10 protein-coding genes are annotated in these 13993 nt (G+C 70.4%); 8 read left to right on the top strand and 2 right to left on the bottom strand.

Translation table 11 applies throughout. From position 1 onward, the window contains the following. Positions 1-210 precede the first annotated feature (210 nt). Positions 211-1083: a LysR family transcriptional regulator gene (locus BUB76_RS04010; protein WP_073126997.1), complete on the top strand. Its 873-nt coding sequence runs from the start codon at positions 211-213 to the stop codon at positions 1081-1083. 3 nt (positions 1084-1086) lie between these two features. Here the strand turns inward: BUB76_RS04010 and BUB76_RS04005 are convergent, their stop codons facing one another. Both BUB76_RS04005 and BUB76_RS04000 read right to left on the bottom strand, forming a co-directional pair. Then, positions 1087-1638: an ActR/PrrA/RegA family redox response regulator transcription factor gene (locus BUB76_RS04005; RefSeq protein WP_073126995.1), complete on the bottom strand. Its 552-nt coding sequence runs from the start codon at positions 1636-1638 to the stop codon at positions 1087-1089. Positions 1639-1699: 61 nt separating this feature from the next. Beyond that, on the bottom strand, positions 1700-2341 hold the full coding sequence (locus tag BUB76_RS04000; RefSeq protein WP_073126992.1) for an SCO family protein: 642 nt from the start codon (positions 2339-2341) through the stop codon (positions 1700-1702). A gap of 69 nt (positions 2342-2410) precedes the next feature. Here BUB76_RS04000 and regB point away from each other — a divergent pair, with 69 nt between their 5' ends. The 7 genes from regB (at position 2411) to addA (ending at position 13971) form a co-directional block, all read left to right on the top strand. Continuing rightward, on the top strand, positions 2411-3838 hold the full coding sequence (gene regB, locus BUB76_RS03995; protein ID WP_084140523.1) for a sensor histidine kinase RegB: 1428 nt from the start codon (positions 2411-2413) through the stop codon (positions 3836-3838). Between the two features lie 92 nt (positions 3839-3930). After that, positions 3931-5502, top strand: coding sequence for a PAS-domain containing protein (locus tag BUB76_RS03990; protein WP_073126990.1), 1572 nt, complete (start codon positions 3931-3933; stop codon positions 5500-5502). Positions 5503-5541: 39 nt separating this feature from the next. Further along, positions 5542-6024 (top strand): tRNA (adenosine(37)-N6)-threonylcarbamoyltransferase complex ATPase subunit type 1 TsaE, encoded by a 483-nt coding sequence (gene tsaE, locus BUB76_RS03985; protein ID WP_073126988.1) that lies wholly within the window; start codon positions 5542-5544, stop codon positions 6022-6024. Further along, positions 6017-6985, top strand: coding sequence for an aminoglycoside phosphotransferase family protein (locus BUB76_RS03980; protein WP_073126986.1), 969 nt, complete (start codon positions 6017-6019; stop codon positions 6983-6985). The genes tsaE and BUB76_RS03980 overlap by 8 nt, the downstream gene beginning before the upstream one ends. Beyond that, a complete protein-coding gene (locus tag BUB76_RS03975; RefSeq protein ID WP_073126984.1) occupies positions 6982-7668 on the top strand; it encodes a nucleotidyltransferase family protein in 687 nt (228 codons plus the stop codon). The genes BUB76_RS03980 and BUB76_RS03975 overlap by 4 nt, the downstream gene beginning before the upstream one ends. Beyond that, on the top strand, positions 7661-10618 hold the full coding sequence (gene addB / locus BUB76_RS03970) for a double-strand break repair protein AddB (RefSeq protein ID WP_073126982.1): 2958 nt from the start codon (positions 7661-7663) through the stop codon (positions 10616-10618). Before BUB76_RS03975 ends, addB begins: the two co-directional genes overlap by 8 nt. Next, positions 10615-13971, top strand: coding sequence for a double-strand break repair helicase AddA (addA, locus tag BUB76_RS03965; RefSeq protein WP_073126981.1), 3357 nt, complete (start codon positions 10615-10617; stop codon positions 13969-13971). The genes addB and addA overlap by 4 nt, the downstream gene beginning before the upstream one ends. Positions 13972-13993 lie beyond the last annotated feature (22 nt).

Below are 13993 nucleotides of genomic sequence, written 5' to 3'. Positions count from 1 at the left end.
GCGACGAGGAAGCTTTGAGCGAAAATGTTCATCATGACAGGATCCTTTCCTGCGGTGAGGGTTCCGATGGGCCCTTTGGGGACCACGGAAGGGATCGATGCGTTTCTTACGGTAGGCGTCGCACCTTTCGACTTCCGATGTCCCTCATGTAGCTGCTTTATTAGGCCATACCGAATCAGAACGAATTCTTGCATGTAAGGTGGGCTTACAATGGACTGGCACGGGGTTCCTTCGCTTCAGGCCTTGCGGGGGTTGGAGGCGGTCGCGCGACTGGGCTCCTACACCGCCGCCGCGGCCGAGCTGAACGTGACCCACGCCGCGGTGTCGCAGAGCGTGCGCAAGCTCGAAGCGCATTTCGGGGTGGCGCTGATCCAGCGGACGCCTGACGGGATGGCACCGACGCATGACGCGATCGCGCTCTGCGCCGCGCTGACGGACGGGTTCGGACGCATCGCCGGTGCGGCGCGGGACATGGCGACGCGCAACAGCGCCCGGCCGCTGCGGGTGTCGCTGACGCCGTCGCTGGCGGCCAGCTGGATCATGCCGCGCATGGGCCGGTTCTGGACCCGCCACCCCGAGGTCGAGCTGGAGCTGCTGCCGTCGAACCGCGTGGTGGACCTGTCGCGCGACGGGTTCGACATGGCCATCCGGCAGGGCAAGGGCGATTGGCCGGGCGTCGAGTCGGAATGGTTGATGGGATCGGTGCACGTGGTGGTCGCGGGGCCCGAGGCGCCGGCGGTCGGCCCGCTGACCGACCTGTCGCCGCTATCCACCTGGCCCTGGCTACTCGGGCCGTACCGGCAGGCCGAGATCGACTGGGCCCGCGCGCACGGGCTGGACCTGGACCGGGTGCGCGCGACCGAGTTCGACGACAATGCCATGCTGCTGCAGGCGCTGCGCGGGTCGGACCGGGTGGCGATCCTGCCCTACCCGGTGGTGTCCGACGACCTGGCGCGCGGCAGCCTCATCGACCTGTTCGAGGATACCGAGACCGATTACGGCTACTTCGTCGTCACGAGACCGGGCCACCGGCCCGAGACGCTGCGCAAATTCGTAAGATGGCTGCGGGCCGAGGCCGCCTGAGACCTAGCGCGGCGACCGCTTGGCCAGGATACGCTGCAAGGTCCGGCGATGCATGTTCAGCCGCCGGGCCGTCTCGGACACGTTGCGGTCGCATTGCTCGTAGATGCGCTGGATATGCTCCCACCGCACCCGGTCGGCGGACATGGGGTTCTCGGGCGGCGGGGGCAGATCCTCGCCCGTGGCCAGCAGCGCGGCGCTGATCTGGTTCGCGTCTGCGGGCTTGGACAGGTAATCGGTCGCGCCGATCTTCACCGCCGCCACGGCGGTCGCGATGGCGCCGTAGCCCGTCAGCACGACGATGCGCGTGTCCTCGCGCCGCTCGCGGATCTGCTCGACCACGTCCAGCCCGTTGCCGTCGCCCAGGCGCAGGTCGATGACGGCGTAGGCCGGCGTCGCCTCGCGGACCGCGGCCAATCCGTCTTGGACCGACTCGGCGGTGCGCACCTCGAAGCCGCGCTTCTCCATCGCCCGGGCAAGGCGTTTCAGGAACGCCTCGTCGTCATCCAGCAGAAGAAGGCTCTTGTCCGGTCCGATTTTCTGGGCAGTCTCGCTCATCCCGCATCCCGCAATTCTCTACTATGTCGCGTGACATAGGCGCGAAACGGCGGCGATCAAATCACGCCCTGCTGAGGTAGCACTCCATGCTCTCGGCCATCGCGTCGGACTCGATCCCCTCGCCCGCCACGCCGGGCGCACCGCGATAGAACTCGACGAAGCCGTGTTCGGGCAGGACCAGGTAGCTGAAGACCGAGTGGTTCATCAGGTAGCCGTCCTCGCCCACATCGGGCCCGCGCCCGTAATACGCGCGATAGGCCCGCGCCGCGGCGTCGACCTGCTCGGCCGAGCCGGTCAGGCCCAGCATGTCGGGATGCAGGTAGTCGGTGTACTCGGCCAGAACCTCGGGCGTGTCGCGGGCCGGGTCGATGGTGACGAACACCGGCGTCACGTCGTATCCGCGCGCGTCCAGCAGGTCCACGACCTCGGCATTGCGCGCGGCATCGTAGGGGCAGACATCGGGGCAGAAGGTGTAGCCGAAATAGATCAGGGTGGGTCCGTCGATGACATCGTCCGAGGTCACGGTCTCGCCGGTCTCGGACACCAGCGTGAAGTCGCCACCGATCGTGCCGCCGCCCCCGGCGATGACGTTGTCCCGGCACGGCGCGAAGGGACCGCCATCCTCGCGCAGCAGCAGGCCGGCGGTCAGCCCGACCCCCACGGCCACCACCGCCGCGCCGCCGAACAGGTAAGCCTTCTTCATCGCTTGCGTCCTTTCGCCCCGAATCCGGCCCATTGATCGGGCCGCGTGACCGGCCTTACAAGCGAAACGATGACGCAGACAGACGCAGCGCCCGATTTCGGCCCCAACGATCCGATCTTCGCGGCGCCGCGACGGTCGAACTGGGTGCGCCTGCGCACCATGATCCTGCTGCGCTGGATCGCCATTGCCGGGCAGGTGGTGACCGTCATCCTGTCGCTGGTGTTCCTCGACCTGGCGCTGCCCACCGGGCTGATCGCGGTCACCATCGCGGTTGCGGTCATCACCAATGTCGCCGCCGCGCTGATCTATCCCGAGAACAAGCGCCTGAACGAAACCGGGCTGGCGGGCGTGCTGGTCTTCGACATGGTGCACCTGTCGACGCTGCTCATGCTGACGGGCGGGCTGAACAACCCGTTCGCGTCCCTGATCCTTGCGCAGGTGGCGATCTCGGCCGCCGTGCTGCGGCTGAACGCGACCCTGCTGGTGTGCGTCGTTGCCGTGGGTCTGACCACGACGAATTTCTGGGTCTACGTCCCGCTCAGCACCACCGACGGGGCCGAGATGCACCTGCCGCCGCTGTTCCGGCTGGGCTTCTGGGCGGCGATCTGCATCGGGGTCATCTTCCAGGCCGCCTACGCGCGCCGGGTCACGCTGGAGATGACGGCCATGGCCGACGCGTTGCAGGCGACGCAGATGGCTCTGGCGCGCGAACAGAAGCTGACCGACCTGGGCGGCGTGGTCGCCGCAGCCGCGCACGAGCTGGGCACACCCCTGTCGACCATCGCGCTGGTCAGCGGCGAGATGCTCGAAGAGCTGGGCGAGGACTCGGACCTGCGCGACGACGCGCGGCTGATCCGCGACCAGGCCGAGCGGTGCCGGATGATCCTTCACTCCATGGGTCGCGCCGGCAAGCAGGACAGCCACATGCGCCACGCGCCCCTGTCGGCGGTGCTGGAGGAAGCGGCCGAGCCGCACGGCGCCCGCGGGGTCGAGCTGATCTACGACCTCGCCCCCACCGGCGCCGTCGAGTTCGACCCCGAGGACGAGGAGCCCGTGATCCTGCGACGCCCCGAAGTGGTGCACGGCCTGCGCAACCTGATCCAGAACGCGGTGGATTTCGCCCGGTCGCGGGTCTGGATCGACGCCCGCTGGAGCGACGAGACCATCAACCTGCGCATCGCCGATGACGGCCCCGGTTTTCCGCCCGACCTGCTGCCCGTCCTGGGCGACCCGTTCATGCGCAGCCGCAATGCCGGTCGCACGACCCGCCGCGAGGACAGCCAGGGCATGGGCCTGGGCCTGTTCATCGCGAAAACGCTGCTCGAACGCTCGGGGGCCGAGCTGGTCTTCGCCAATGGCGCGGACCAGTTCACCGACCGCTCGGCCCGCCTGACGCGACACGGCGCCATCGTCACCCTGCGCTGGTCGCGCGCGGCCCTGGCGGCCGAAGGCGGCGGTCGCGGCGCGCTGGGTGAAAACCAACCGACCGACATTTGAGTAAAACGCGCCTTTTTTCGGGAGCTTAACGTTTCGTTAAGTCTTCCCCGAAGAAGCTGACCGTTAACGTTTCCATTCGGTCGGGGGTCTCGATGACAGTTGTCGATCTGGTGCTGATCTGTGCGACGGTTTCACTGTCCGCGGCGCTGTCGGGTGCGGCGTTCCTGGCGCACAGGCTGGGCGCGGACCGGCGCGACCAGCGCCTCACGCGCGAAGCCGACCCGACCGCCACCAGTTTCGTGGTCGACCGCGGCGCGCTGGTCGATGCGACCGCCCCGGCCCGGGAATATCTCGCGCGCCTTGGCGACGGGCGGGCGACCTACCGCAGCCTCGCCGGCCATCTCGACCGGCTCTTTCCCGGCTTCTCGCGCACGATGCTGGACATGCCCCGCCTCGGGGTCGCGACGCTGGCCTCGCAGGATCGCTCGACCGCGCTGCGGCTAAGGAACGAGGGGACCGGCGTGCGCCTCTCGCTGGTGTCTGCCGAGACCGATATCGTCACGCTCGACCGCGGCGCGCACGCGTCTCTGGGGGCCGAGCTGGACAGCCTGCGCGCGCAGGGCGACGCCATGGCCTTCGCCGCGTGGCGCGAGGGGCCGGAAGGCACGATTTCGTGGGTGAACAGGGCCTATCTCGCCCTGGTCGAAGAGGTATCCGACGGCCCGTCCACGGCCTGGCCGCCGCACCGGGTCTTTCCCCGCCTGAACCCGGACGAAGGCGACATCCAGCGCCTGTCGCTCACGGATCCCGACGGCGGCGAGCGGTGGTTCGACTGTCACCTATCGCGGATCGGGGCGGACCTGTTCGTCACGGCCCTGCCCGTCGATGCGCTGGTACGGGCCGAAACGTCGCTGTCCGAGTCGATCCAGACCTTCTCGCGCACCTTCGCGCAACTGACGGTGGGCATCGCGCTTTTCGACCGGGACCGGCAGCTGGTCATGTTCAACCCCGCCCTGACGGACCTCACCACCTTGCCCATCGACCTGCTGCTGTCGCGCCCCGGGCTCGACTCGTTCCTCGACGCGCTGCGGTCGCGCAACATGATGCCCGAGCCCAAGGATTACAGCAGCTGGCGTGACCACGTGCTGAACGTGGAACGCGCGGCCAGCGACGGCACCTATTGCGAGCTGTGGCACCTTGCCGGTGAGCGGACGTTCCGGGTCACCGGCCGGCCGCAGCCTGACGGCGCCTTCGCCCTGCTGGTCGAGGATATCAGTGCCGAAGTCGGCCTGACGCGCCGATTCCGCAGCGAAATCGCCACCACCCGGGCGGCGCTGGACGCGCTGCCCGACGCCGTCGCGGTTTTCGACGAGATCGGCACGCTGGTGCTGACCAACGCCGCCTACGATAAGCTTTGGTGCGTGGACACCGAAAGCACGCTGACACAGATCACAGCGCGCGACGCATTGGGCGACTGGATGGCCAAGTCCGAACCCCACCCCTGCTGGACCGAGCTGCGCAATCACATGTTGCGCGGCGCCGAGGCGCGCGACTGGACCGCGACCATCGTCACCACGGCGGGCACGCCGCTGAAGCTGACCTTCGGATCGCTTCCCAATGCCATGACGATGGTGCGGTTCACCCCCGCCGCGCCGCCACAGCGCCGGGCCCGGATCACGCCACTGCGCGGCGCCGCCGAAGTTGCCGCGCGGTTGAAAGCCTAACCGCTTGAAGCCCGGCAGGCGGGCGGTAATGGTGCCTCCATGACCACCGACCCCCAACTGACGCTGGACCTGCCGGACGCCGATGCCACCACCCGGCTCGGCCACGCGCTGGCCACGCTCGTGGGTCCGGGCGACTGCATCTGCCTCGAGGGGCCGCTGGGCGCTGGCAAAAGCCACCTTGCCCGCAGCGTGATCCAGACCCTGCAGGCGCCCCATCGCACCCCCGAGGACGTGCCGTCGCCCACCTACACGCTGGTGCAGGCCTACGCCGCCGGGCCGCTCGACATCCTGCACGCCGATCTCTACCGGCTGGGCGATGCGTCCGAACTGGTCGAGCTGGGGCTGGATGACGGGTTCGAGACCGCTCTCACGCTTATCGAGTGGCCCGACCGGCTCGAGGACCGGGTGCCAAGGGGCGCACTATGGCTGGCCTTTGCCATGCAGGACACCGGCCGCAGCGTGACGCTCAGCGGGTGGGACACCGCCCGCTTGGGCGCGATCGAGGCCGCATTCAGTGACTGAACGCGTGCCGCAAATCGACGCTTTCCTGCGGGGCGCAGGCTGGGACGACGCCGTGCGCATGGACCTGGCCGGCGACGCCTCGGCCCGTCGGTATCTCCGCCTGTCGCGCGACGATGCGACCGCCATCCTGATGGACGCGCCGCCCGACACCTGCGGACGGCAGAACGCCTTCCTGCGGCTGGGCGACCACCTGCGCGGGCTGGGCCTTGGCGCACCCGCCATGCTGGCCGCCGATCTCGACGCGGGGCTTCTGCTGCTCGAGGACCTGGGCGACCGGCTGGTCTCGCGTCTCGTGGCCCACGACGCCAGTTTAGAAAGGCCGCTCTACGCCGCTGCGACCGACGCGCTGGTGCAGGTGCAATCGGCACCGCCACCGGCGGACCTGCCGCGCTATGGCCCGTCCGAGATGGCCCGCGCGATCCGGCTCACCTGGGAACACTACCTGGGCCAGGACGACCCGCCCTCGCCCGCGTGGCTGGAGCTGGAATCGGCGCTGGAACAGTGCCTATCCCGCCACGACAACGGCACACCCGTCCTCGTTCACAGGGACTATCACGCCGACAACCTGCTGTGGCGCCCTGATGAACGGGGTCTCGCGCGGCTTGGCGTGCTCGACTTCCAGGACGCGGTGGCGGGGCACCCAGCCTACGACCTCGCCTCGCTGTTGCAGGACGCGCGGCGCAGCACGGCGCCGGGCATCGAGGACGAGATGATCGACCGGTTCACCCGCGCGCGCCACCTGGACCCAGAAGATTTCCGCGCCGCCTATGCCGTGCAGGCCGCCCAGCGCCACCTGCGCATCCTCGGGATCTTCGCGCGGCTGGCGCAGGATCGGGGCAAGCCCGGATACCTCGCCCACCTGCCCCGCGTCTGGGCCGACCTGCAACGCGATCTCGACCATCCGGCGCTGCACGACGTGCGCGACCGCGTCCTGTCGCTGATCCCGGCGCCCGCCCGATGACCGGCGCGTTTCCCTTTCCCGTGATGCTGTTCGCGGCGGGTTTCGGCACGCGCATGGGCGCGCTGACCCGAGACCGGCCCAAGCCCATGGTCGAGGTCGCGGGTCGTCCGCTGATCGACCACGCCATCGATCTCTGCCGCGCCGCCGGGGCCACCCGGCTGGTGGCGAACGTGCATTACAAGCCCGACGCCATCATCCCGCACCTGCTTTCCCGCGATATCGCGGTCTCGCACGAGACGCCCGAGATCCTCGATACGGGCGGTGGCCTGCGCCACGCGCTGCCGTTGCTGGGCGACGGTCCGGTGGTGACGCTGAACACCGACGCGGTCTGGACCGGGCCGAACCCGCTGACCGCGCTGGCGCAGGCCCGGCGGCCCGGCATGGGCGCGCTGTTGATGACGGTCCCGCGCGCCCGCACCCATGGCCGTGCCGGCGCAGGTGATTTCGACATGTCGCCCGAAGGCGTCCTGTCGCGCGGCGGCGACCTGGTCTTCACCGGCGCGCAGATCATCGACCCGGCGGTTCTGGGCGACTACCCCAAGGCCGTTTTCTCGCTGTCTCAGGTGTGGACCGACCTCGCCGCACGCGGCGCGTTGTACGGGATCGAGCATCCCGGCCACTGGGCCGATGTGGGCCATCCCGAGGGAATCACGGCAGCGGAGGCCCTGTTGAGCGATGTTTGAGCCGCAGGACACCCCGCGCCTGTTCGGCCTTCCCCCGGGCGCCGATTTCGCGGCCGAACTGGTCGCGGGGCTGGAGTCGCGGATGCAGGACCGGGCGCCCGAGGATTGGGCGCGCGTCCGCCTGATCGTCAACAGCGCCCGGATGCAGGCGGCGGTCATGGCGCGGCTCGCCGACGGGCCATTGCGCATCCTGCCCCGGGTCGAGCTGATCACCGATCTGGGCGCCGACGCGGTGATGGCGGGCCTGCCGCAGCCCGCCCATCCGCTGGGCCGGCGGCTGGAACTGGCCCAGCTGACCGCCCGGCTGCTGGAGACCTCGCCCGACCTCGCAGCCCAAAGCGCAGCGTATGACCTGGCCGACAGCCTTGCCGCGCTCATGTCGGAAATGCAGGCCGAGGGCGTCGGCCCAAGCGCCCTGCGCAACCTGGATATCAGCGACCAGTCCGGCCACTGGCAACGCGCTCTGGCCTTCATCGACCTCGTCCAACGCTATTTCCAGCCCGGCGCGACGCCCGATCCCGACGCGCGCCAGCGTCAGCTGGTCGAGGGCCTGATCCGCCGCTGGGCCGCAACGCCGCCTTCGGACCCGATCCTCATCGCGGGCTCCACCGGGTCGCGCGGCACGACATCCCTGCTCATGCAGGCCGTTGCGCGCCTGCCGCAGGGGGCGGTTATCTTGCCCGGTTTCGATTTCGAGATGGGGCCGGACCTGTGGGATGGGCTGGCCCACGACACCGGCGCCGAGGACCATCCGCAATACCGCTTTGCCGACCTGGCCCGCGCGCTGGACATGCCGCCCCGGTCGGTGGCGCGCTGGACCGAAACAGACCCTGTTCCGGCCCGCCGTGCCCTGGTCTCGATGGCCCTGCGCCCGGCCCCGGTCACCGACGGATGGCTGCGCGACGGCCCCGGCCTGGGCGACCTCATGGTGGCGAGCCAGGGTCTCGGCCTGCTCGAAGCGCCCGATCCCCGGACCGAGTCGCTGGCCATCGCCCTGCGTCTGCGCGCGGCGGTGGACGCGGGCCAGACGGTCGCGCTCATCACCCCCGACCGGACGCTTGCCCGGCAGGTGACCGCCGCGCTGGACCGTTGGGGCATCACCCCGGACGACAGCGCGGGGCAGCCCCTGTCGCTCTCGGCGCCGGGGCGCTTGCTGCGCCACACCGCCGGGTTGCTGGGCCGCGCGGCGACGCCCGAAACGCTGCTGACCGTGCTGAAGCACCCGCTGGTCCATACCGGAGCCGATCGCGGCCCCCACCTGCGCCGCACGCGCGAGCTGGAGCTGTGGCTGCGCCGCGCCGGCCCGCCCCACCCCACCGCCGACGACCTGCGGCAATGGGCCGAAACCGCAGGGATCGAAGGCGCGGACGCGTGGCTCGACTGGATCTGCGACACGGTGCTGGCCGCCGAGGACTGCACCACAGGGCCGCTGGACGACATGGTCGCCTATCACGTCGCCCTGACCGAGGCCCTGGCGCGCGGCCCGGCGGGCGCAAGTACGGGCGAGTTGTGGCAAGAGACCGCGGGAGAAGCCGCGCTGGCCGAGATCGGCACGTTGTCCGAGCAAGCGGCGGCAGGGGGCGAAATGACACTCGCCAACTACCGCGCGCTGATCGACGCCATCCTGCGCGCAAGGCCCGTCCGCGATGCCGTCACCGCCGATCCGCGCGTCCTGATCTGGGGTACGCTCGAGGCGCGGGTGCAGGGCGCCGACGTGGTCGTTCTGGGCGGTCTGAACGAGGGCACATGGCCCGAACCGCCCGGCCCCGATCCGTGGCTGAACCGCCGGATGCGGGCGGAACTGGGCCTGTTGTCTCCCGAACGCAGCATCGGCCTGTCGGCGCATGATTTCCAGCAGGCAGTCTGCGGACGCGAGGTCCTGATGACCCGCGCGACACGCGACGCCGAGGCGGAAACCGTCATGTCGCGCTGGCTGAACCGCCTTCTGAACCTCATGGCGGGCCTGCCCAGCACCGGGGGCCCCGACGCCGTGTCGCAGATGCGCGGTCGCGGACGGATCTGGCTCGGCCACGCGCGGGCCATGGAGGCGCGTGTGACCCGGGTGCCCACCGCCCCGCGGCCCGCACCCTGCCCGCCCGCCGGCGCGCGTCCCACCCGGCTCAGCGTCACCGACATCCAGAAACTGGTGCGCGACCCCTACGCCATATACGCCAGCCGGGTGCTGCGGCTTCGCGCGCTCGACCCGCTGCGCAAGGACCCCGACGCGCGGCTGCGTGGCACCGCGACCCACGCGATCTTCGAGGAATACGTCCAGACCGTCGCCCCCGATGACCCCGACGCGGCCGCGAAACTGGTCGACCTCGCCCGCGCGCATCTCGAGACCGAGGTGCCGTGGGTCGCCACGCGCCTGAACTGGCTGACGCGGCTGGAACAGGTGGCGCCCTGGTTCGTCGATGCCGATGCCGCGCACCGCGCCGTCACCCGCCCGGCGGGGCTGGAGATCCGGGGCGAATGGCGGGTGCCGGGGACCGATGTCACCCTGCGCGGCACCGCCGACCGGATCGACCTGCACGAGGACGGCACGCTGGTCGTTCTGGACTACAAGACCGGCACGGCGCCCACCGACAAGCAGATCCGTCAATACGACCCGCAGGTTCTGATCGAAGCCGCCATGGCCGAGGCCGGCGCCTTCACCGACCTGCCCGCGCGCGAGGTCTCGCACGCGGGCCACGTGCAACTGGGCAGCCCCGCGAAGTGGCGCCTGTTCCCGCTGCGGCGGGACGATCCGAAGGAAAAGCAGGTTCGGCTGGACCCGGACGAGGCCACGCAGATGCTGCAACGGCTGCTTCAGGCCTATGCAGACCCCGACAAGGGCTTCCAGTCGCGGCGGGCGATGGAAACCATGGGCTACGCCTTCGATTTCGATCACCTGGCGCGCTACGGCGAATGGGACATCTCGGACCCGGCCACACCGGAAAAGCTCACATGACGGGCCCCTCAATCGACGACGCCACCCGCCGCCAGATCGCGGCGGCACAGCCCGACCGCTCAACCTGGCTGTCGGCCAATGCGGGGTCGGGCAAGACGCGGGTTCTGACCGACCGGGTGGCGCGGCTGCTGCTGGGCGGCACGGCGCCCCAGAACATCCTGTGCCTGACCTATACAAAGGCCGCCGCGTCCGAGATGCAGAACCGCCTGTTCAAGACGCTGGGCGGCTGGTCGATGCTGCCCGACGCCGACCTGCGCGCAGCGCTGCAGCGCCTGACCGGCGGTGGAACCGTCACAGACGACGCGCTGTCGGCCGCCCGGCGGCTGTTCGCCAAGGCGGTCGAGACGCCGGGCGGCCTGCGCATCCAGACCATTCACTCGTTCTGCGCCATCCTGCTGCGCCGCTTCCCGGTCGAAGCCGGGGTCAGCCCCCAGTTCGCCGAGATGGACGACCGCAGCGCCGAGCTTTTGCGCGGCGATTGTCTCGAAGACCTGGCCGAGCGGCAGCCCGACACGGTGCGCGCGCTCGCCAGGGCCCTGGGCGGCTCGGACATCGGCAGCACGGTCGCGGCGCTGGTCGCCCAGCGCGACCATTTCCGCGCGCGGCTGGTTCGGCCCGAACTCTGCCGCTTGTTCGAGATCCCCGAGACGCTGACCGAGGATCGGCTGGTTTCACAGGTCTTCGACCCGGGCACGGCGGACCTGATCGACCGGGTGCTCACCGCCATGGCCGCCAGCGACAAGCCGACGGACCAGGGCAATGCCGAAAAGCTGCGCGCGGCGGGCACCGGGACGCTTGCGGCCTGCGAGGCGCTCGAGTCCGTCCTGCTGACCGGTGCAAGCGCGAAAGAGCCCTTCAGCGCCAAGATCGGCAGCATCCCCACGGCGGGCTGCCGCAAGGCGATGGACCCCGCGGATGTGGACGCGCTGAACGACCTGATGACGCGGGTCGAATCCGCGCGGGACGCCCGCATGGGCCTGGCCGAGGTCGCCCGCAATCTTGCCCTGCAGGACTTCGCGGCCGCCTTCCTGCCGCTTTACGAGCGGGCCAAGACCGCGCGCGGCTGGCTGGATTTCGATGACCTGATCCTGCGCGCGCGCGACCTGCTGACGCGCAGCGACGTGGCGCGCTGGGTGCTCTACCGGCTGGATGGCGGGATCGACCATATCCTGGTGGACGAGGCGCAGGACACCTCCCCGGCCCAGTGGCAGATGATCGAGGCACTGGCGGGCGAAATCACCGCCGGCGACGGGACCGAAGAGGCGACCCGCCGCACCCTGTTCGTCGTGGGCGACAAGAAGCAGTCGATCTATTCGTTCCAGGGCGCAGACCCCGAGGGCTTCGACCGGATGCACGACCGGTTTTCCGCCCAGCTGGGCGACGGGCGGATGGACCGGCGCGACATGCTGCATTCCTTCCGGTCCGCCCCCGCGATCCTGCGGGCCGTGGACGCGGTGTTCGACGGGCAGGGGATGGAGCATATCGCCTTCCGCGACCAGCTGCCCGGTCGCGTCGATCTCTGGCCCGCGGTGCCGAAACCCGACACCGACCCGCCCACCGATTTCGACGATCCGCTGGACCGCGTGTCCCCGCGGGACGAACGCGCGATCCTCGCCGGTCATGTCGCCGATGCCATCGCCGCCATGATCGGGACCGAGACCATCCCCGACCCCGCGCGCGACGGCGAACGCCGCAAGGTGCAGGCGGGCGATGTCCTGATCCTGTTCCGATCGCGCGGGCCGCTGTTCGACCTGACGATCCGGGCCTGCAAGGCGCGCGGCATCCCCGTGGCCGGGGCCGACCGGCTGACCCTGATGGCCGAACTGGCGGTCAAGGATATCGCTGCCCTGCTGTCCTTCCTCGCCACGCCCGAGGATGACCTGTCGCTGGCCGCAGCCCTGCGCTCGCCGCTTTTCGCGTGGAGCGAACAGGATCTTTTCACGCTGGCGGCGCATCGCGGCAGCCGCATCCTGTGGCACGCCCTGCGCGACGGGCGCGACGCCTATCCCGAAACCATGGCGATCATCGACGACCTGCGCCGGCAGGCCGATTTCCTGCGCCCGTTCGAGCTGATCGACCGGATCCTGACGCGCCACGGGGGTCGGGCCCGGCTGGTGGGGCGCCTCGGCCCCGAATGCGAAGAGGCGATCGACGCGCTCCTGTCGCAGGCGCTGGGCTACGAGCGGTCCGAGATCCCCAGCCTCACCGGCTTCCTGTCGTGGCTGACCAGCGACGACATCGCGATCAAGCGGCAGTCGGAATCGGCGGGCGGCAACCTGCGGATCATGTCGGTGCACGGGGCCAAGGGGCTCGAGGCGCCCATCGTCATCCTGCCCGACACCACGGGCAAGCCGCGCAATATCGACGATCCGCTCTGGCCCGTGCCGGACGGGACGGGACGGCTGCTGAAACAGGGGAAGGATGGGCGCCCGGCCGTGCTGAAAGACGCCCACGCGACGCTGGACCAGGCCGCGGCGGCCGAGCGGGACCGCCTGCTCTACGTCGCGATGACGCGGGCGCAGTTCTGGCTGATCCTCTGCGGCGCGGGGGATGCCGAGAAGACCGATGGCCGCTGGTATCCGCAGCTCGCCGCAGGGCTGGAACGGCTCGATACCGTGCCGCTGGACACGCCGGCGGGCGACGGGCTCCGCTTCGCCACCGGCGACTGGACCGGGCTGACCGAGGTGCAGCACGCCACCCGTGACCCTCAGACGCCCCAACACGACCTTCCCGGCTGGATCGACACGCCCGCCGGTCCGCCGCCCGCCGCGCCGGTGCTGCTGCGGCCCTCGGACCTGGGCGGCGCCAAGGTCCTGCCGGGCGAAATCCCCGCCGATGGGCCGGACAGCGACGCGGCCCGCGCGCGCGGCACCGACCTGCACCTGCTGCTGGAATACCTGCCCCAGGTGTCCCGCGCCGATTGGGACCGTGTTGCCGCCGCGCTGCTGCCCGGCCTCGGCGAGGCCGAGCGCGACGACCGCCTGGCCGCCGCGCGAACCGTCATCGACGCGCCCGGGCTGGCCGATCTCTTCGCCCCCGACGCGCTGACCGAGGTGCCCATCGCGGGGCGACTGCCCGATGGTCGCGCCCTGACCGGCGCCATCGACCGCCTTCTGGTCACCGCCGACCGGGTGCTGGCGGTGGACTACAAGTCGAACGCACAGGTGCCCGACACGCCAGACACCGTGCCCGAGGGCCTGTTGCGGCAGATGGGCGCCTATGACGCCGCGCTGGCGGCCATCTATCCCGGCCGCCGGATCGAGACCGCGTTGCTCTGGACCGCGACGGCGCGGCTGATGCCGCTCCCCCCCGAGCTGGTGCGAACCGCCTTCGCCCGCGCCGGGCAATCTTGACCCGTCCGCTGCCGGTCCCTAT

The organism is Palleronia salina (genome assembly GCF_900141995.1).
Classification (GTDB): Bacteria; Pseudomonadota; Alphaproteobacteria; order Rhodobacterales; family Rhodobacteraceae; genus Palleronia; species Palleronia salina.
Note: the sequence above shows the minus strand (reverse complement) of the source record. Positions and strands in the feature narration are given on the sequence as shown.

Excerpts from the sequence above, each read along its gene's own strand:
- BUB76_RS04010 (WP_073126997.1), top strand. The coding sequence starts at position 211 with ATGGACTGGCACGGGGTTCCTTCGCTTCAGGCCTTGCGGGGGTTGGAG.
- BUB76_RS04005 (WP_073126995.1), bottom strand. The coding sequence starts at position 1,638 with ATGAGCGAGACTGCCCAGAAAATCGGACCGGACAAGAGCCTTCTTCTG.
- BUB76_RS04000 (WP_073126992.1), bottom strand. The coding sequence starts at position 2,341 with ATGAAGAAGGCTTACCTGTTCGGCGGCGCGGCGGTGGTGGCCGTGGGG.
- regB (WP_084140523.1), top strand. The coding sequence starts at position 2,411 with ATGACGCAGACAGACGCAGCGCCCGATTTCGGCCCCAACGATCCGATC.
- BUB76_RS03990 (WP_073126990.1), top strand. The coding sequence starts at position 3,931 with ATGACAGTTGTCGATCTGGTGCTGATCTGTGCGACGGTTTCACTGTCC.
- tsaE (WP_073126988.1), top strand. The coding sequence starts at position 5,542 with ATGACCACCGACCCCCAACTGACGCTGGACCTGCCGGACGCCGATGCC.
- BUB76_RS03975 (WP_073126984.1), top strand. The coding sequence starts at position 6,982 with ATGACCGGCGCGTTTCCCTTTCCCGTGATGCTGTTCGCGGCGGGTTTC.
- addB (WP_073126982.1), top strand. The coding sequence starts at position 7,661 with ATGTTTGAGCCGCAGGACACCCCGCGCCTGTTCGGCCTTCCCCCGGGC.
- addA (WP_073126981.1), top strand. The coding sequence starts at position 10,615 with ATGACGGGCCCCTCAATCGACGACGCCACCCGCCGCCAGATCGCGGCG.